Annotated in this window: 17 protein-coding genes; 8 read left to right on the top strand and 9 right to left on the bottom strand. The window is 58.0% G+C overall.

Features of this window, described 5'->3' with window-relative positions; all coding sequences use genetic code 11:
• Positions 1 to 79: 79 nt before the first annotated feature.
• The 3 genes from EKM85_RS00615 (at position 80) to EKM85_RS00605 (ending at position 1,782) form a co-directional block, all read left to right on the top strand.
• On the top strand, positions 80 to 472 hold the full coding sequence (locus EKM85_RS00615) for a helix-turn-helix domain-containing protein (RefSeq protein WP_125584336.1): 393 nt from the start codon (positions 80 to 82) through the stop codon (positions 470 to 472).
• 89 nt (positions 473 to 561) lie between these two features.
• Complete coding sequence (locus tag EKM85_RS00610; RefSeq protein WP_125584335.1) at positions 562 to 1,350, top strand: tyrosine-protein phosphatase; 789 nt, start codon at positions 562 to 564, stop codon at positions 1,348 to 1,350.
• 66 nt (positions 1,351 to 1,416) lie between these two features.
• Positions 1,417 to 1,782, top strand: a complete 366-nt coding sequence (locus EKM85_RS00605; RefSeq protein ID WP_125584334.1) for a hypothetical protein — start codon at positions 1,417 to 1,419, stop codon at positions 1,780 to 1,782.
• 77 nt (positions 1,783 to 1,859) lie between these two features.
• Here EKM85_RS00605 and dapF read toward each other — a convergent pair whose 3' ends face one another.
• Complete coding sequence (gene dapF / locus EKM85_RS00600) at positions 1,860 to 2,855, bottom strand: diaminopimelate epimerase (RefSeq protein WP_125584333.1); 996 nt, start codon at positions 2,853 to 2,855, stop codon at positions 1,860 to 1,862.
• 190 nt (positions 2,856 to 3,045) lie between these two features.
• Between dapF and lysA the strand changes: the two genes are divergently transcribed.
• Positions 3,046 to 4,335 (top strand): diaminopimelate decarboxylase, encoded by a 1,290-nt coding sequence (gene lysA / locus EKM85_RS00595; protein WP_125584332.1) that lies wholly within the window; start codon positions 3,046 to 3,048, stop codon positions 4,333 to 4,335.
• Positions 4,336 to 4,391: 56 nt separating this feature from the next.
• A complete protein-coding gene (locus EKM85_RS00590; protein WP_125584331.1) occupies positions 4,392 to 4,967 on the top strand; it encodes a class I SAM-dependent methyltransferase in 576 nt (191 codons plus the stop codon).
• A gap of 36 nt (positions 4,968 to 5,003) precedes the next feature.
• On the opposite strand, the gene EKM85_RS00585 is transcribed toward EKM85_RS00590, so the two are convergent.
• The 4 genes from EKM85_RS00585 to EKM85_RS00570 form a co-directional block, all read right to left on the bottom strand.
• Positions 5,004 to 5,747 carry a TIGR02452 family protein gene (locus tag EKM85_RS00585; protein WP_125584330.1) on the bottom strand — a complete coding sequence of 248 codons (744 nt, stop codon included), beginning with the start codon at positions 5,745 to 5,747 and terminating at the stop codon, positions 5,004 to 5,006.
• Between the two features lie 31 nt (positions 5,748 to 5,778).
• Positions 5,779 to 6,678, bottom strand: coding sequence for a helix-turn-helix domain-containing protein (locus EKM85_RS00580; protein WP_125584329.1), 900 nt, complete (start codon positions 6,676 to 6,678; stop codon positions 5,779 to 5,781).
• On the bottom strand, positions 6,675 to 7,568 hold the full coding sequence (locus EKM85_RS00575) for a helix-turn-helix domain-containing protein (RefSeq protein ID WP_125584328.1): 894 nt from the start codon (positions 7,566 to 7,568) through the stop codon (positions 6,675 to 6,677). The genes EKM85_RS00580 and EKM85_RS00575 overlap by 4 nt, the downstream gene beginning before the upstream one ends.
• Before the next feature lie 136 nt (positions 7,569 to 7,704).
• Positions 7,705 to 8,787: a hypothetical protein gene (locus tag EKM85_RS00570; protein ID WP_125584327.1), complete on the bottom strand. Its 1,083-nt coding sequence runs from the start codon at positions 8,785 to 8,787 to the stop codon at positions 7,705 to 7,707.
• Positions 8,788 to 9,400: 613 nt separating this feature from the next.
• Here EKM85_RS00570 and EKM85_RS00565 point away from each other — a divergent pair.
• The 3 genes from EKM85_RS00565 (at position 9,401) to EKM85_RS00555 (ending at position 12,926) form a co-directional block, all read left to right on the top strand.
• Positions 9,401 to 10,786: a hemolysin family protein gene (locus EKM85_RS00565; protein WP_125584430.1), complete on the top strand. Its 1,386-nt coding sequence runs from the start codon at positions 9,401 to 9,403 to the stop codon at positions 10,784 to 10,786.
• A 179-nt stretch (positions 10,787 to 10,965) separates the two neighbouring features.
• Positions 10,966 to 12,426: an MDR family MFS transporter gene (locus tag EKM85_RS00560; RefSeq protein WP_125584326.1), complete on the top strand. Its 1,461-nt coding sequence runs from the start codon at positions 10,966 to 10,968 to the stop codon at positions 12,424 to 12,426.
• A complete protein-coding gene (locus tag EKM85_RS00555) occupies positions 12,423 to 12,926 on the top strand; it encodes a DUF4811 domain-containing protein (RefSeq protein WP_125584325.1) in 504 nt (167 codons plus the stop codon). Before EKM85_RS00560 ends, EKM85_RS00555 begins: the two co-directional genes overlap by 4 nt.
• Positions 12,927 to 13,046: 120 nt before the next feature.
• Here the strand turns inward: EKM85_RS00555 and EKM85_RS00550 are convergent, their stop codons facing one another.
• Genes EKM85_RS00550 through EKM85_RS00535 form a run of 4 tightly spaced genes read right to left on the bottom strand, consistent with a single transcriptional unit; the run spans position 13,047 to position 17,731 of the window.
• Positions 13,047 to 14,048 (bottom strand): aldose epimerase family protein, encoded by a 1,002-nt coding sequence (locus EKM85_RS00550; protein ID WP_125584324.1) that lies wholly within the window; start codon positions 14,046 to 14,048, stop codon positions 13,047 to 13,049.
• A gap of 11 nt (positions 14,049 to 14,059) precedes the next feature.
• Positions 14,060 to 15,523: a UDP-glucose--hexose-1-phosphate uridylyltransferase gene (locus EKM85_RS00545; RefSeq protein WP_125584323.1), complete on the bottom strand. Its 1,464-nt coding sequence runs from the start codon at positions 15,521 to 15,523 to the stop codon at positions 14,060 to 14,062.
• The gene (galE, locus tag EKM85_RS00540; protein WP_125584322.1) at positions 15,523 to 16,515 is read right to left on the bottom strand and encodes a UDP-glucose 4-epimerase GalE; all 993 of its coding nucleotides are present in this window, start codon (positions 16,513 to 16,515) and stop codon (positions 15,523 to 15,525) included. Before galE ends, EKM85_RS00545 begins: the two co-directional genes overlap by 1 nt.
• Before the next feature lie 49 nt (positions 16,516 to 16,564).
• Complete coding sequence (locus EKM85_RS00535) at positions 16,565 to 17,731, bottom strand: galactokinase (RefSeq protein WP_125584321.1); 1,167 nt, start codon at positions 17,729 to 17,731, stop codon at positions 16,565 to 16,567.
• Between the last annotated feature and the right edge of the window lie 2 nt (positions 17,732 to 17,733).

Genomic DNA, 17,733 nt, shown 5'->3' with positions numbered 1-17,733 from the left:
CTTGTAAAAAAGCTAAATTAAACGATGAACCGATTTCATTGGTTTTGTTATTCTAATTTTATAGGAATGTGGTGAAAACATGACAGAAACAGTTGGCAGTGCCTTGCGTCAGATTCGCAAGGGCCGTGGCGAATCGATCGTTGAAGTCGCCAAAGCCACGCACACCTCCCCGGCCAGCTTTACCAAGTGGGAAAACGATCAGACGATTCCAAGCGAGCGGAGTATCCGCAAACTGGCGGAATACTACAACACGGACGCCACTAATATCTTGGCGCTCGCCTATCCGGACAAATATGCAACGGATCACGATGCGATCGACCTTGATGAGTATAACGTGATCCGCGTTGAGGACCTGCTCGCAGACAACACGGTGCTGACTTACAACGGGACTCGCCTAGCGCAGAATAAAAAAGACCTAGTTGCCTCCTTTACCGCCGGTTTGATTATCGGTAGTGCCGCCGAGCAAGACTAAGCCGACCTAAGAAAAGTCGCGAAATGGCGGCTTTTTTATTTTACGCGCTTTCGGTATACTGAAACCGAATCCATTGAGGAGGCTGCACTGTGACACCAATTGTCTTAGACGTAAAGCACGGCATTAACTTGCGCGACTTGGGCGGCTATCAAACCAAGGCCGGCCAAACGCTGCGCACCCACCGCATCCTGCGGTCAGGCCGCCTGAACGAGCTGTCAGAAGCGGATCTGAACTACCTTGCCGACTACGGCCTGCGCCAGGTGATCGACTTCCGCTCGCCTCAAGAACGCGCCGATGCCCCGGACCGGGTCCCCGCCGGCGCCGTGGACATTTTCAATCCGGTGTTTCCGACTGATGAGACCAAGGTGACCGCCGCGGCCGAAGAGGAACGCCACACCGCGCTCGCCCGCGACCCGCTAGCGGGGTTTCGCAGCATGGTCCATACCTACGCGACCATGGTCGTGCAGCCGAGTGCCAAGAGGGCCTACCGCCAGTTTTTTGACGCCCTGCTGAGTGCCGGCGACACCGGCGCCCTGCTCTTCCACTGCAGTGCCGGCAAGGATCGCACCGGCATGGGTGCCGTGTACCTGCTGACCGCGCTCGGGGTGGATCCGCTGACCATTCGGCAGGACTACCTCGCCTCAAACCGCTACTTGGTCGAGGAAGGCCAGCGGCTGGTGGATGCGGTGATCGCAGAGGGCGGCTCGCCGGCGCTGCAGGCGTCATACCGCTCATTAGGGAGCGTGGCCAACGAGTACCTCGACTCAGCACTGTTCACCATTAATCACGAGTACGGGAGCCTGCCGAATTATCTGCAAACTGAGCTGATGCTGAGTGCCGCTGAACAGCGGGACCTGCGCGCGCTTTATCTCGAGTAAGCGTGACCACACCCTTTTTGCATCTGCGTTATAATAGGGACGAATGAGCGGAAAGGAGACAGCGCTATGAAATTATACCAAGGATTGACCCAAGTTCAGGTGAATGACTCACTGGTGGACGACGCCCCGGATTTTACCATTCAAACCGAGCTGGACAAGCCCCTCAACTTTGCGCCGGCGACGCTTTTCCACTACATCGACAGCGTCTTGAAGCCCGGCAGCCGCCACGACCAAAATAATTTGCGCTTTGTGACGGACCCCGCCTTTATCGGGGAAAACTTCGACTACTCCAGCATTCCTGAGACCCGCGCCTACAAGGATTTCGAAGACAAGATGAACTTCGCCCGGAACATGGTGCAGGATCTCAACCGCCACGTTGCCGTCAACCTCGACACAAAGAGCCACGAATTCCAACTGGTGTTCGTGGATTAAAGCAGCCTCACCAAAAACACCTCTGCCTCGCGATTCGTCACTGAATCGTTAGGCAGAGGTGTTTTTGCGGTTCACAGTTAGATTGCCGCCACCAGGCCGCGGTACGGCAGAGTCGCCACGTAGGCTTCATACGCAACCGCCTCACCGGTCGCGGCCACTTCGGCGCCGGCAAAGTCGGCCTGGCGCAGTGCGGCTTCTGGCACAGCGATCAGGTGGGTCGTGGTCGCGTTGCCGATCAGTTCGATCCAGTAATCATCCCCGCTGCCATGGACGTTGGTCTTCACCACGCCGCCTGGATTGTAAACCGTGTTGACCTGGTCCAGCGCCGCCGCTTCGGGGTGGGTGAGCACAAAGGCCAAGCTGGTCGCGGCCATCCCCGTACCGCAGGCGTTAGTGAAGCCAACGCCGCGTTCAAACGTGCGCGCAAACAGCGTGTGCGGTCCTTCAATCGCCGCGAACGTCACGTTCACGCCTTCGGGAAAGTACGGGTTCGGTGCGTTCAGCCGCCGGCCCAAGGCGCCGAGCTTCTCGCCCGCTAGGTCCGCCTCGCCCACAAACGCGATCAGGTGCGGATTGGGCACCGCCACCGCCGTAAAGTGCAGCGCCGGATCGAGCGCCGGCAGGACCTGGTCCACGATGCGCTGCGTATTCAGGCTGGCAAACGGCAGCGCCGCCGCGGCAAAGCTGACCGGCGAGATCTCGACCGAGTAGCCGGGAACCCCGGCGGCAAAATCGGCGACGTGGCGCACGCGCAGCTTGGCTTCAGCCGTTTGCACCGCGAAGGCCTGCTGCCCCGTCTTTTCGCTGAGGTACCGTGCCACCGTGCGCAACCCGTTGCCGCACATCTTGGCCAGGCTGCCGTCGGCGTTGATCACCGTCATGGCCCCAGTGGCCTGAGGCGCATCGTCCACGATCAGCATCCCGTCCGCACCGCCTAGAAGGCCGAAGCGCCGATCGGTAATTTTCTGCGTCAACGCGACCAGGGTCGCCTGATCAAGCTTTTGCCTGAGCGTTGTTTGATCTAATAGGAAAAACGTGTTCTCCGAGCCGTGCACGCGCCGCAATTCTGCCATGATAAAACCTCCCCAACTCACCACATCAAAGTTATGCTCAAACAAAGCTGGCAGTGAGCAGCCGCCACGAAAAGTAAGTGGCTAAATTGTAGCACACCGCCTGCGGGTTCGCCATCCGTCATTGACCGCCTGCTGCCTAAAGGCTAGACTTTCCTTAACATACATTGAGCAGCCAAGGGGGTAACAATTAATGAAGTTTGAAACCAATGATGAGGGTCATTTGACCATCGGCGGCTGCGACGCGCTGACGCTGGCCGCGCAGTTCGGCACGCCGGCTTACGTTTACGACGTCGCGCAGATCCGGGGGCAGATGCGGGCGTTCGCCCAGGTGTTTGAGCAGCACCACGTCCAGTACGCCGTCAGTTACGCCAGCAAAGCGTTCGCGACGGTGGCAATGTACCAGGTGGCCGCCCAAGAGCACGCGCACGTTGACGTCGTGTCCGGCGGTGAGCTTTACACCGCGCAGGCCGCCCAGTTTCCCATGGCCAACGTCTCGTTTCACGGCAACAACAAAAGTGAAGCCGAGCTGAAGCAGGCGCTGGCCGCAGGCGTGGGCACCATTATTATTGATAACTTTCACGAGTTAACGCTGCTGGCTGCCCTGCTCAAGCAGACGCCGCAGCGCGTGCAGGACGTCATGCTGCGTGTCACCCCGGGGATCTCCGCGCATACCCACGCCTACGACCAAACCGGCCAAACCGACAGCAAGTTTGGCTTCGACGTGGATTCCGGCCAGGCCAAAGCTGCGGCCACCCAGGTCCTCGCGAACCCCCAACTGCACCTACTCGGGATTCACGCCCACATTGGCAGCCAGATCTTTGAAGTTGCCGGCTTTGTGGCGGCCACCAAGCGGCTGCTGGCGATCCTGACCGACTGGCACGAGACGCTGGCCTTCACCCCCAGCGTGCTTAACCTCGGCGGCGGCTTCGGGATTCAATACACCGATCAGGACGATCCGCTGCCCGCCGAACGGTTTATCACGGCGATCCTCGAGACCATCAGCGCCGCTGACCTCCCCTTTGCGGTGCCCGCGGTGTGGATCGAGCCGGGCCGCGCCATCGTCGGTGCGGCGGGGTACCAGCTCTACACTGTTGGCAGCCGCAAGGACGTTCCGGGCCTAGCCCCCTTCGTCGCCGTCGACGGCGGGATGGGCGACAACATTCGCCCTGCCCTTTATCAGGCGAAGTACGAGGCCGTCGCCGCCAAAGACCCGGCCGCCCCTGCCACTGAAACGGTCCGCCTCGTGGGGAAGTACTGCGAATCCGGTGATATTTTGATCGATCAGGCCCCTCCGCCGCACTTGACCGCAGGGGCGGTGATCGCGGTCTTAGCCACCGGCGCGTACGGTTACTCGATGGCGTCCAACTACAACCGCAACCCGCGCCCAGCCGTGGTCTTTGCCGAAAACGGTCAGGCCAAGCTGGTCGTGCGGCGCGAAAGTTTTTCCGACCTGATCCAAAACGATTTGAGTTACCTCTAGCCTGCTTTCCTGGCCAGGGTCCTTCCCGTATAATGGTAGCGAAAGGTCGTGCAGAAATGGAACCTTATCCAACAATGAAACCCGCCGCAGGAAGCCTGCCCACGTCTAGCAATCAGCCGCTGTGGCAGGTGCTGGCCAAAAAAGCCCCGGCACTGGTGGGCAAGCGCGTGCTGGCGATCCATTCCGGCGACGGCGCCTTCTGCCGGGCGGCCATCAACGCCGGCGCGATCGCGGTGCTAGGAGTCGACCATGACCGCCATGCAATCAGCGCCGCCCGCGATGTGGCAAGTTCTGACCGCTTGCGTTACCGGATCATGCCCGATCGGCGGTTTGACATGCTGACGGGACCCTACGACTTAGTGATCGGGCCCTTCGCATTTCCCGCCGAGGACCTGCGGCAAAGCACGCACCAGCTGGCCAAGCTGATGCGGCCCACCGGTCAGATGATCCTGGCCATCACCGGCGCGGCCGACGCCAGTCAGGTCCGGGCCAATTTATCCAGCCTGATCACCGTGAGCGAGTGCTTCGCGCCAAGCCAGCAGCCCAGCGGCACCAAGCTCTTCGTCGTCGTGGCCGGCCGCACCAAGCTGACCCCACCCACCCCGCGGCGCCGCCCGAGTCGCACCAAGTAAAACGCCTGTCATTTTAAAATGGCAGGCGTTTTACGTTCACTGCCGGGCGGCCAGCCCGGCTTCAAAGGTGCTCACCAGGTGGCCGGCGGGGTCATAGATCGCAAACACGATTTCACTGAAGGCGCCATTAAACTCCGAGCGCAGCAACTGTTCGCGAAACAGCCGCGCCACCTGCGTGCCCGGATTGGCAAACACGCCGCAGCCAAAGGCGCCCAGAATCAAGTGGCGGGCGCCGTGGTCCTTGAAGGTCCGCAGCGTCTGGCTGATCTTCAGGGTCAGATCCGGGGTCGTTTCGGCCGCCGTCAGGTCAGGATAGGCGGCCCGGTTCGGCGCCGCCACGCTGACCACGTCAACGAAGTGATCGGCCAAGCGCTCGCCGCGTTCATTGAACACCTGCCGGACTCGGCTGGAGTAGATCAGGGCGGCGCTGAACAAACCGCGATTGGGCCGGGCCAGATTGGGCGCGTAGTAACTCGCTTGGAACTGCCTCAGTGCCGGCAGTAGGTAGGTGCACTTGGCGATGCTCTCTTCTTGGGCCTTGGCGCCGTATTCCACACCGCCACCAGGGTTGGTCGGGCTGGCAAAGTTCATCACCCCCACGTGGCCGGTCAGGCGCGCCATGGTTTTGACCACATCCTCATTGACCACCGTCCAGCGCGCCGGCGTCGCACCCTTGGCCGCCGTCTCCGGCAAGCGCTCAGTAATGAGTTCGCTGTGCGGCTTAGCGGGGTCTTCCGCATACCCCGCCAGGCTCTGGCGCAACATTTCAATCTGATCCATCGCAACTCCCCCTTGCTCGCCTTGCCCTAGCTTACTTCATTGACCCGGGTAATGCAGCGGCGGGCAGCCGTCCAGACTGGCGCTCACTCTCAACGATATACTGGAAGCGAGGCGTAATAACCAGATCTTCAGCCGCCTTCACAATGGCCAAATGGTCTTCCCGAATTTGTGAGCTCGTTTGTTGCGCATTCATTTCCAATAGACTGCGCGCATACGAACAATCAAAGTGAACTAAGACGCCGTAATATTCAAACATTTCCAGACTGTCCAGCATTGTATCAATTTTAACCAGTTGTTCTGGCGCAAGATTGCCATTAACCCCCGCAATCACCGCCGCACTGACAACTGCCGCAGTCTGATAATAATAAACTGTGTGTCTGAAGTTGTTATTTTGTCTCATATTGTTATAGACGTGTTCGCCGATTCGCACCGCCAAGATCGGATCCAACGCTGGCATGACCGTTAAAGCAAAATCGTAATCGTTAAGGCCAAAGAGGTGGCCTAGGAGATAATGGCTGATGCGCTTTTGCAGTTCACGACTAATCCGTCTATGAATAAGTACCGGTTCCTGAGTCAGTACTAACAGCTCCGTTAATGACGACTTCACCATTGACCAGATGGGATTGTCAGGGGCAACTGCCAGTTGATCAATTGCAATTAGATTATCTTGGATCTTCTTGGCATCATTTCCCCACGCGTATGCTAAATCACCAAGCCTTACGGGAGCCATCACGTCAGCGTTCCTTAAATCAGTCGGGTATAGCCCCAGAGCTTCCTGAGACCAGCCAAGCCGGCTGTTATTAATGTCACTCTTACCATTTTCGAACCGGGAATACGAGGACGCGCCCACGTCTTGACCCGCCTCACTGAGCGTCAGACCACGCTGCTGCCGGGCCTGTTTATAGAGGCGCCCCATGTTGTTATTCGTCATATGATGACCCCCGCCTTTGCCCCGTGTGCTTTATTCACAATTAGCTGACAAAACTCTGCCAGATTAGGCATGCCAATGATCTTAGGCGCGTTAAGTGCTTGGGCCACCCGGGCGGTATGCGCCGGGCTCGGTGCTTCCTTCTCAACCACCAGTGCCAGCACCAAATTGCTGATCAAAGGCCCCTGCCGGTCGGTCATTGCATCACGGAACCGGATAATATCCTTCTGAACAGTAGGCAGTAGCTCAGAAACACCACGCATGACCAGCGCCAGCCCCACATGCCACATCACAAAAGCAATATCGTCTGCATAGGGGGTATTTTCTCGGAAGTGTTCATGCGCGCGTAACGAATGGTAGGCCTGGACAATAACGTCTGTGTCAAGAAAGTTCATAACGAAACTGAACAGATTGTAGTCGTACAGATACCAGGCGTGGTTGTTGATCAGCACACGGCTGATCTGCTTCTGCAAGTCAGCCGGCATCCGCAGCTCCTCATTGGCCTCGTAGCTCTTGATCATCCATTCAAACACGGCGGTATTCAAATCACGGAGCGGGTACTCATGATCTGCCGTACTACTACGATACAGAGCCACTGCGCCTTTCGCTCGGTCTAGACTGAGACCCAAGCGTAATGCCTTGATGATCCCCAGCGACTTGATAAACGGCGAATAAAACATAATTGAGTCGATGCGCAGGTCTGCTGGAACTACCCCGATGTTGGTCATCACAGTATTCAGCGCCTGATTATTCAGATTGGTTTGGCCACGTTCAAACCGGGAAAGTGCCGAGACAGAAGAGCCATAACCAGCCTCTTTAAGCGTCACTTCGCGCGCTTCCCGGAACTTCTTGAAGGTCTGGCCCAACATATCGTTATTCTCAGAGATTGCCATTTGTCCTTGCCCCCAATTTAAACACCATCTTCCGTTGCCCGATAAATTCTTCCGCTCATACTGTACCATCGAATAGGTCATCGCTACATAAAAAAGAAGCCCAGTACAGAGGGCTTCTCTTCTCGACGTGGCGGGATTAGTTACGCTGTTTCTTGTAAGCAATACCCAGCAGTGCAGTGATAGCTAGCCCAAGCATACCAATCGTACTGAGGCTATTGTTAGCTTCTCCGAGTGGCGGCAAGGTTTTCTTATTCTCAGCCCCGGACTTAGGAGTGTTTACCGTCCCGGCTGGGGCCACTTTTCCCAAAGCCCCCTGGGTGCCATTTGCGGCGTTTTGGGCACCGCTGGCATTCTTCCCAGCGGCAGCCGCGGAACCGTCCTGGGCACCATTTGGGGTGTCCTCAGCGGCGGCTGGCGTGTCCGCATCATCTGCGCCCGACGGCGACACCACCTCAGCCGGAGCATTGTCATCAGTGCCCTGATTAGGCGTCTTTGCGGTATCAGAACCGGTTGGCTTGGAGCTATTGTCCTTTGATCCAGTGGTATCTGATGGCTTGGATGTATTGTCCTTAGACCCAGTGGTGTCTGATGGCTTGGAAGTATTGCCCGAAGGTTGTGTGCCTACAGCACTACCTTGGTCTGGCGTTGTTTGGCTACCTTGTTCCGGCGCTGCTTGGTCGCCTTGGTCGCCTTGACTGGATGTATTGGTATCCCCGCCACCCCCTACGTCTGGGTCAACAGTTACTTTAGCATTACCATTCTCATCGACATTGCTGGTATCAACTGACCAGCCAATCGTGGAACCGTTGTTGTCCTCACCGGTACCCTCATTGGTGTTGGCAGAAGCTTTCTTAACCGTCACAACAATGACAGTATTAGTCTTAGTAACAATACCGTCTAATGTTTCAGAAGCAGTATTATAAGTAAAAGCTGGATCATTTACAGAAACAAATTCATACCCCGTCATGTAGTATCCAAAACCTTGCTTCAAACGAGTATTAAGAATGTTATCCCAACTGGAGTGTGTCAGAACCTTGCCGTCGGTTGTCTTAACAGTCAGGTCAACGTGGCCGTAACCATCTGGAACCGTCGTACTTGCCGCATTAACCGTCTGGGAACCCGTGAAAGCAGCCCCCGTTGTTGCAGCCCCCGCACCGAGCAGTGCAATGGCCGCCATAGAGGTGTAGAGCGTTTTCTTGAAACTAAGAGTCTTTGACATAATTCATTTCTCCTTTGTATTCACCGTGCCCCAAAATAGGAAAACAATTACGTAAGTTTGTTAGCACTACCAAGAAGAATTCAATTACCTTGCAAAAATGCAAAACAAAATCGGCCGGTGCAAAACTCAACTAGTGAATTTTGCGGGTGTTTCAAATTCGGTCTTGCAAGAATGCTAGCAAGTATTGAATTCGAGACACACAGTCGGCCGACTATGTGGATGTTCTTATGGCCCAATTAAAGCACTTAAACGCGTAAAACACAATGGAAAAAGACAGGCAACGGACCCATGCTGTATCGCCTGGCAGTTCTCAAACTGAGTCCATCGCAACCAGCCTAACCGGGAGCGATTGGATTTTACAGATTGCTATCCAAGCCGGCTAAACCCTTCATTTTTCCGCGGAGTACATTATATTTCAACGAATTAATGTCATTAAACGAACGAAAGGTTACACTAGGCGAATAGTGAAAACGATGAGCAGGCGGCCTTCAGGATTTCTAATTCGGCGTTTCCTATAAATGACGGCTTAAGATAGCCTAAGCAAAATACTCGTCAATTCCTGTAAAATGCTACAATAGACGCAGAATTAACCATGAAATGAGGAATGGAATCAATGGATAGCGGCCAAGTTGCCTCTAGTCTGACCATCTTAGTGATCACTTTCATCTTCGCCATCTTTTTTGTGGCGGCAGAGTTTGCGCTGGTGCAAAGTCGTCCCAGTGCCTTAGAGGAAATGATCGACAACGGTGAAGGCAATCGGAAAAAACTGCAGCGGGCGCTGCGGATGGTCCATCGGCTCAATGAGTACCTGTCCACCACGCAGGTCGGCACTTCGGTCTGCGGGATCATCCTGGGCTGGATCGGCGAGAACTTCGTCGAGTTTCTGCTCATTGATTTGATGCAGATCACGCACCTGCAGCTTCCCAATGGCAGCCTGCACGCCGTGGGGGCCGTCCTTGGGGTCATCATCCTGACCTACCTTGAGGTCGTGATCACCGAGATCGTGCCGAAGAACATTGCGATCGACATCCCCATCAAGGTGCTGATGGTGGTCGTCACCCCGCTCCACTATTTCCACACCATCTTCTACCCTTTCGTCTGGCTGTTAAACGTCAGCGCGAACGGTCTGGTGCGCCTGCTGGGGATGTCGCCTGCCGACGAGGGCAATGAGGCCTTCAGTCAAGCTGAGATCCTGAACCTGTCCAAGGCCGCGATCGACAACGGTGACATGGAGCAAAACGACGTCACCTACATGCAGCGCGCGTTCGACCTGAACGACAAAACCGCGCATGACATCATGGTCGACCGGACGAGCCTGGTGGTCATCGACATTGAGGCGACGGTCCACGAGGTGATCCGCGATTACCTGCAGGAGGGCTACTCGCGTTTCCCGGTTGTGGCCGACGGGGATAAGGATAAGATCCTGGGCTACGTCTACATTTACGACCTGGTCAAGCAGGCACAAGTGGACGATTCGGTGCGTGTCTCCAAGCTGCTGCGGGCGATGGTGACAGTGCCTGAAGCCACGCCGATCAACGCGATTTTGCAGCAGATGATCAAGAAGCAAACGCCAATCGTGGTCGTTGTCGACGAGTACGGCGGGACCTCCGGAATCGTGACGGATAAGGACATCTACGAGGAGCTCTTCGGGACCGTCAAGGACGAGATCGACGACGTGTCTGACGAGTACATCATCAAGACCGATCAGCCGAACGTGTACCGCGTCTCTGGTAAAACCACGCTTTACGACTTCGAACGGTTCTTCCACGTCGATCTCAAGCAGTTCGAGGACTCGGACATCGTCACCATCGCCGGCTTTTTGATGGAGCTGTATCCGGACCTGCGCCTGAATGACTCTGTGGTGCTCGACCGCTTCAACCTGACCGTTACCGACTTCAGCCGCGGCTTTGCCAATTGGTTTAACGTGACCGTCGGGCCGGCAATTCCGAAGGTCATGGACGTTGACGGCGACGGTGAAGACGAAGAAGTGCCACTTTAACCAAGTACGCAAGGGCCGGGAAACCGGCCTTTTTTGGTGGTGTTTTCTGGCGGTCGGCGCCTGGGCACTCGCGTTCGGTCGGCCAGCTCGGACCTTGACCGCCATTCACGCTTGTGTCTTATTATTGATAAGTGTTAGTATTATTAATTGCAATTTATTATCGAAAGGAATGAAAACACGTGAATCAGCCGACAGATGTTAATGGCAAGCCGTACAATCGGACCTTGCTAGTCGTGACCATGCTGATTGGGACCTTCACCACGTTCTTAACGCAGACGATCCTGACCACGGCCTTTCCCACGCTGATGCGCGCCTTCCACATCAACGCCTCGGCCGTTCAGTGGCTCACGACGGGCTTCATGCTGGTGATGGGGATCATGATCCCGGTTTCCGCATGGCTGCTCAGTAAGTTTAATGTGAAGTACCTTTACATGACCGCAATTTCGATCTTCTTTTTGGGGACGCTGATCTCCCGCTTTGCGATCAGCTTCCCCATGCTTCTAAGCGGGCGCCTGATCCAGGCGATGGGCGTCGGCATGTCCGCGCCGACCTTCCAGACCGTGATGTACTCGGTCTTTCCGCCCAACAAGCGGGGCTCTGCGATGGGCCTGGCCGGGATCGTCATCGGGCTGGCACCGGCGGTCGGGCCGACTCTGTCCGGCTGGATCCTGCTCAATCACTCGTGGCGCTCCTTGTTTTCCGTCATCCTGCCGATCGCGGCACTGGTGCTCATCCTCTCCGCGTACTCGATGCGTAAGGTGCTCACCACTACCGATCCTAAAATCGACGTCCTGTCCGTCGTCGAGTCAACCATTGGCTTTGGCTCCCTGCTGTACGGCTTCTCCAGCGTTGGGGACGCCGGCTGGGGCTCGCCGCTGGTCCTCGGGACGCTGACGCTCGGCGTCGTGGTCGTCGGGGCCTTTGTCTACCGGCAGCTGCACCTGGAAACGCCCCTGCTGGAGCTCCGGGTGTTCACCAGCAAGACCTACACGTTGTCCGTCATCCTGACGGCCGTTGCTTTCATGTCGATGGTCGGCGTTGAAATGGTACTGCCAATGTACATCCAAACCATCCGCGGCCAAAGTGCCTTTCACTCCGGCCTGATCTTGCTGCCCGGCGCCATCATGATGGGGATCATGTCACCGATCACCGGACGCATTTTTGACCGCATGGGCGCCAAGCGGCTGGCCACGACCGGGCTGTTTCTCCTGCTGGTTGGGACCTTCCCGCTGATCACCTTGACCCCAGATACCCCCATTCTCTTTGTCACCGTCCTTTACACGGTGCGGATGTTCGGGATCACCATGGTCACCATGCCGGTCACCACAAGCGGCATGAACGCCCTGCCGGACAACCTGATCAACCACGGCACCGCCGTTAACAACACCGTGCGCCAGATCGCCGCATCGATCGGCACCGCGGTGCTGGTATCCGTGCTGGCCTCGGTCACGAAGGGCCAGGTGCCGGCTGCGGGTCTGGCGAAAGCCGACCCCGTCGCGTTTGCCACGCAGATGCAAACGGCCACCGTCGCCGGCTACCGCGCGGCCTTCGTGGTGTCCTTGACTTTCGCCGTCATCGGCTTTTGCTTGAGCCTGCGGTTGAAAAACGACGCGATCGACCAGGGAGGTGACCGTGCATGATTCTCTTTATCTTTGTGCTCGCTGCGCTCCTGCTCTTCTTGGTGGCAGTGCTGGGCAAGCCGACAGCTCAGCGGCGGCTGTGGATCGGCATTATCGGCGCCGTGCTGATCGGCAGTGTCGTGGTGATCGCCCTTAACGACGCGTCACGCTTCGGCATGAAAACGACCACCACCACCCAGACGGTCAAAATCGTCGGGGCGGCGAACCACACGGTCTTCGCAACCCCGGTCGGGGCGGCAAAAAAGGCCTACGCGGTCGCTTACCGGGCGAACCCGCTGAGCCAAAAAGTGACCGTCGCCAAACCTAGTATCACCACCGCGGTCCGGGTGCACCGCACCAACGCCAGCACAGCGCGGATGACAATCGCGCGGACTAAGCTGCATTATTCCAACACGCTTGCCGCGGTCCTGTTTGCCGGCTCTGGGCAAAACGGGCAGGTCCTCCGCACCACCTACACGTTCCACATCCCGCTGTCTTGGGCCGTCATCAGCAAGCGCTAGGTGATACCCAACCGGCACGTTAGCTAAGCGCCGACAGCAATGGCCAGCCGCCCCATCACGGGCAGCTGGCCATTTTTGCGTACTGACGGTTAAAAAATGCTTTCCGCCGGCGCCGACGGGTTATTCAAAGAAGCGCCAACTCGTTTCCAGATCATACGGCTCGCCCGGCAGCAAGGTGATACTTGACCAGTCAGGCCCACTTGGCGGCGCGATCTGCGCTTCCAGCGCCACCCCGCTGTGGGCGCCGATGTTGTGCGGAATGCCGGTGTGGTCGAAGTGGTTGGCGGTGTATATGACCAGCGCCGGGGCGGTGGTCGTTAGCGCCATCTTGCGGCCATTTTGCCCGGTGAGAACGGCCGCCGCCTTTGCCTTAAGCAGGAACGGATGGTCGAATCCCTGGCCAGCCAGAACCGCGGGAATGCGGTCGCCGAGCTTAGCGCCCGTGCGAAAATCAAACGGCGTGCCGGCCACTGGCGCCCAGCCCGCGCTCGGCAGGTGATGGTCATCCAGGGGGCCGTAGTAGTCCGCGGCCAGTCGCAGCGTGCTGCCGGCCACGCCCGCCGCCAGGCCATCCAGCGCAAAGTACACGTGGTTCGTTGGATTGTATAGGGTCGCTTCATCGGTCGCGGCGTGCAGCGCAAAGGTCAGCGAATTGTTCTCGTGCAGGGTGTAGGTCACCGTGGTTTTGACGGTACCGGGAAAGCGGTTATGCCCGGCCGGATCGACAAAGGTAAACACGACGCGGTCGCTGCTCTCGCCTTCCTGGTACGTGCCAGTGAAGACCTGAGTGTCGAGGCCTTCCGGGCCGCCGTGGATCGCGTTATCGCCTTCGCCGGCGAGCAGCGTGACCTCACGCTCCCCGCGGTGCCAGACGTGACCGGGCAGCCGGCCCACCACGCGGCCCACCGTGCCGCCCAAGAAGTTGCGCTCTTTGGCGTAATCTTCAATCGCGGGCAGGGTGAGGATCTGATCCAACGGGCCACTGGCAGTCGGCACGACAACCCGTGCCAACGTCGCCCCGTAGTTCAGCAGGTGAACGGCCATCCCGGCTTGATTCGTCAGGATGAACTCGTACAGCGGCTCCCCGCGTAGGGTGCCGTATTTTTGCATCTTGATGGCCATCGTATGCCTCCTTAAAGTGTCTTAATGAACCGCCCAAACGCGGCCCGGCCCGCATCATCCCGCTTGAACACGCCGGCATCTTCGAGCACGCGCGCGAACACGTGGCCGACCGCATCGTCCAGCTGGGCATCGGCGTTTGCTTCGGTCCAGGACTGCTGCGCCTTGAGCTGATCGGCCCACGGCTTGTGGCTGGCCGCGATTTGGTTCGGCTGGTCCAGCAGATACTTCTTCACTTCCGCCAGTTCGGTTTTCAGGCGCGCCGGCAGAATGGCTAGCCCCATCACTTCGATCAGCCCAATGTTTTCCCGCTTGATGTGCTGCACGTCCTGGTGCGGGTGGTAGATCCCGTCCGGAAATTCAGCAGAGGTCTGGTTATCCCGCAGCACCAAGTCGAGGCGGAACATGTCCCCGGTCCGCGTGGCGATCGGGGTAACCGTGTGGTGCCGCACGCCGTTGGTGTAGGCGCGCACCGCCACGGTCTCGTCGGTGTAAGCATTCCAGGCAGTGCGAACGTGCTCGGCCGCCGCCACCAGCGCCTCGGTGTCACGTGACTCCAGGCGAATAACGCTCATCGGCCACTTAACGATACCGGCCGCCACCGTCGGCCAGGCCGGAAGCAGGAACGGGGTCTCGACTTGCGCTTTGTTCATGGCAAAAACGTGCTTGCCGCCTTGGTAGTGCTCGTGTGCCAGCATCGACCCGCCGACGATCGGCAGATCAGCGTTGGAGCCGACGAAGTAATCCGGAAACAGATTGAGGATCTCCAGCAAGTTGCTGAACGTCGTGCGGGTGATCTTCATCGGCTCGTGCACACTGTCCAAAAAGATGGCGTGCTGGCCAAAGTACGCGTACGGCGAGTACTGGAAGCCCCACGTGCGCCCACCGAGGCTGAAGCGAATGATACGGTGGTTGCCGCGCGCCGGGTAATCACTGCGCCCAGCGTAGCCCTCATTTTCCATGCACAGCTGGCAGGCCGGGTAAGTGGCATCGGCGCTCGCATGCGCCGCGGCCGCAATGTCCTTGGGGTCCTTTTCCGGTTTGGACAGGTTGATCGTGATCTCCAGGTCGCCGTACTCGGTCTTGGTGGTAAAGCCAAGGTTCTTGGCAATGGCCCGGGTCTGAATGTAGTTGTTGGCGCGCGACAGGCCGTAGAACCAGTCCGTGGCCGCCCGCGGTGCGCCTTGGTACTTCTCCCAGAACGTCGCGTTCGCCTGGCTCGGGGTCGGAGTGGCCAGCGCCATCAGCTCCGCTTCCAGGATCTGCCGCGCACTCAGCCGGTCTTCGATCTGACCGGTCAAAGCGGCGGCGTCGACCAGCTGGTCCAAGTTCGTCAGCGGGTCTTGAGCAGCCGGCGTCGCGGCAGCCGCCTCGCCCACCAGGTTGCGCACCCGGTTCACCAAAAAGAGCCGATCCAGCTCGGTGTACGCCGGGTTCAGCTCAAGAATGTAATCAACTTGACGATCGATGGCAGTCATTACCGGTCACCGAAGCCTTTCGGGTGACTCTCGTGCCAGTTCCAGGCGGTCGCGATCACCTTTTCCACGTCGTCGTACTGCGGCTGCCAGCCCAAAATCTTCCGGGCCTTATCGGATGCGGCGATCAGCGTGCTGGGATCACCAGCACGGCGGGGCCCGATCTTAGCCGGGATCTCCTTGCCAGTCACCTTGCGCGCGGCATTCAGGATCTCCAGATTGGAGAAGCCGGTGGCCGAACCCAAGTTGAAGGCGTTAGAGTCGCCGCCATCGTTCAGGTATTTCATCGCCAGGATGTGCGCGTCGGCAAGGTCGACCACGTGAACGTAATCACGGACGTTGGTCCCGTCTTTGGTCGGATAATCGTCGCCGAAAATCTGCAGGCCATCGCGCGTGCCGGCCGCGACCTGAAGAATGATCGGGATCAGGTGGGTCTCAGGATTATGATCTTCGCCGATACTGCCATCGGGCATGGCACCAGCAACGTTGAAGTAGCGCAGCGCCACGAACTTAATGCCGTACGCCACGTCGCTCCAGTGCATGATTTTCTCCATCGCCAGCTTGGATTCACCGTAAGGGTTCGTCGGCACTTGCGGGTCGTCTTCCTTAATTGGGATGGACTTTGGCTCGCCGTACGTCGCGGCAGTCGAGGAGAAGACAATCTTGCCGATGCCAAACTGATGCATGGCCTCCAGCAGCGTGATCATGCCCCCCGTGTTATTGTCGAAGTACTTGAGTGGATCCTTCATCGACTCTGGCACGATCGAGAAGGCGGCAAAGTGAATGATCCCGTCTATTTTTTCCTGACTGAACACACTGCTCAGGAAGTGATAGTCGCGGATATCGCCTTGGTAAAACCGCGCCTTCGGATCCACTGCCTGCCGGTGACCGGTGATCAAGTTATCCAGGACGACCACGTCTTCGCCAGCCTTGACCAGTTGAGCGACGGTGTGCGACCCGATGTAGCCTGCCCCACCTAAAACTGCAATTGTCATTAAAAACCTTCCTTTCCTAACTCCGCACCTCCACCTAAGCCTAGTCGACCTAGTTGAGGCGCTTTGGTCCATCCGCGATTTCCGCCACGTAGAATGCCGGGGCGTAACCGATCGTTTCTTCGTACTTCTTGCCAACCGCAGTTTCAACGGCCGCAACCTGATCCTTGTTCACGAGCGCGATCGCGCACCCGCCAAACCCGGCGCCCGTCATGCGGGCACCGAGCACGCCCTTTTGCTTGAGGGCTTCCTTGACCAGCGTGTCCAGCTCAACGCCAGTCACCTCGTAATCATACGCCAAGCTGACGCCGGACGCAGAGACCAGGTGACCGAACCCGGCAAGGTTGCCGGCCTTAAGCTGGGCAGCCGCTTTGATGGTGCGCTGATTTTCAAAAACGGCGTGGCGCGCGCGCCGGATCAGCGTCGCATCGTAGATCAGGTAGCTTGCCTGGTCGAACTGGTCTTCGTTCAGGTCGCCAAGGGTCTTGATGTCCAGCTTGGTCTGCAACCGGCGAACGGCTTCTTCACATTCGCTGCGGCGCTCGTTGTACTTCGAGTCCGCTAGTTCGCGGCGCTTGTTGGTGTTCATGATCAAAATCACGTTGTCCTGCAGGTCCAGCGGCACCGACTCGTATTCCAGCGTGTTGGTGTCCAGCAGCGTCGCGTGGTTGGCCTTGCCCATGCCGATGGCAAACTGGTCCATGATCCCGGAGTTGACGCCAATGTAGCCATTTTCGACCTTCTGGCCCAGCTTGATCAGATCGAGCATCGATTCCGGCAGACCGTACTGGTCCTTCAGGATCGTCCCCGCCAGCAGCTCCAAGGAGGCAGAGCTCGACAGCCCGGCCCCGTTTGGCAGGTTGCCGTAAATGTAGACGTCAAGGCCTTGCGTGAACTCAGGCTTGCCCTGCTGAAGCAGCTGTGCCATCCCCTTGAAGTAATCCGTCCACTTCTTCTCCGCCGGGGTGGTCAACGCGCTCAAGGGCACCTCAACAATGCCGACTTCCTTGAAGTTACCGGAGTACAGCCGCAAGGTCGCGGCGTCATTTGTTGCGACCGCCGCGTACGTCCCCAGGCTGATGGCGCACGGAAAAACGTGACCGCCGTTGTAATCTGTATGCTCACCGATCAGATTGATCCGCCCTGGCGCAAAATAGCGGGCCGTCGCCGGCTTGCCAAACACCTGCTCAAATTGGCTCGTCAATTCCTCTACATCCATTG

It is taken from the genome of Lacticaseibacillus jixianensis (assembly GCF_003946485.1).
GTDB classification, from domain to species: Bacteria; Bacillota; Bacilli; order Lactobacillales; family Lactobacillaceae; genus Lacticaseibacillus; species Lacticaseibacillus jixianensis.
Note: the sequence above shows the minus strand (reverse complement) of the source record. Positions and strands in the feature narration are given on the sequence as shown.

What these genes read in the sequence shown, in the direction of transcription:
- EKM85_RS00615 (WP_125584336.1), top strand. Translation starts at nt 80, where the DNA reads ATGACAGAAACAGTTGGCAGTGCCTTGCGTCAGATTCGCAAGGGCCGT.
- EKM85_RS00605 (WP_125584334.1), top strand. Translation starts at nt 1,417, where the DNA reads ATGAAATTATACCAAGGATTGACCCAAGTTCAGGTGAATGACTCACTG.
- EKM85_RS00565 (WP_125584430.1), top strand. Translation starts at nt 9,401, where the DNA reads ATGGATAGCGGCCAAGTTGCCTCTAGTCTGACCATCTTAGTGATCACT.
- EKM85_RS00545 (WP_125584323.1), bottom strand. Translation starts at nt 15,523, where the DNA reads ATGACTGCCATCGATCGTCAAGTTGATTACATTCTTGAGCTGAACCCG.
- EKM85_RS00550 (WP_125584324.1), bottom strand. Translation starts at nt 14,048, where the DNA reads ATGGCCATCAAGATGCAAAAATACGGCACCCTACGCGGGGAGCCGCTG.
- lysA (WP_125584332.1), top strand. Translation starts at nt 3,046, where the DNA reads ATGAAGTTTGAAACCAATGATGAGGGTCATTTGACCATCGGCGGCTGC.
- EKM85_RS00570 (WP_125584327.1), bottom strand. Translation starts at nt 8,787, where the DNA reads ATGTCAAAGACTCTTAGTTTCAAGAAAACGCTCTACACCTCTATGGCG.
- dapF (WP_125584333.1), bottom strand. Translation starts at nt 2,855, where the DNA reads ATGGCAGAATTGCGGCGCGTGCACGGCTCGGAGAACACGTTTTTCCTA.
- galE (WP_125584322.1), bottom strand. Translation starts at nt 16,515, where the DNA reads ATGACAATTGCAGTTTTAGGTGGGGCAGGCTACATCGGGTCGCACACC.
- EKM85_RS00575 (WP_125584328.1), bottom strand. Translation starts at nt 7,568, where the DNA reads ATGGCAATCTCTGAGAATAACGATATGTTGGGCCAGACCTTCAAGAAG.
- EKM85_RS00590 (WP_125584331.1), top strand. Translation starts at nt 4,392, where the DNA reads ATGGAACCTTATCCAACAATGAAACCCGCCGCAGGAAGCCTGCCCACG.
- EKM85_RS00555 (WP_125584325.1), top strand. Translation starts at nt 12,423, where the DNA reads ATGATTCTCTTTATCTTTGTGCTCGCTGCGCTCCTGCTCTTCTTGGTG.
- EKM85_RS00580 (WP_125584329.1), bottom strand. Translation starts at nt 6,678, where the DNA reads ATGACGAATAACAACATGGGGCGCCTCTATAAACAGGCCCGGCAGCAG.
- EKM85_RS00535 (WP_125584321.1), bottom strand. Translation starts at nt 17,731, where the DNA reads ATGGATGTAGAGGAATTGACGAGCCAATTTGAGCAGGTGTTTGGCAAG.
- EKM85_RS00585 (WP_125584330.1), bottom strand. Translation starts at nt 5,747, where the DNA reads ATGGATCAGATTGAAATGTTGCGCCAGAGCCTGGCGGGGTATGCGGAA.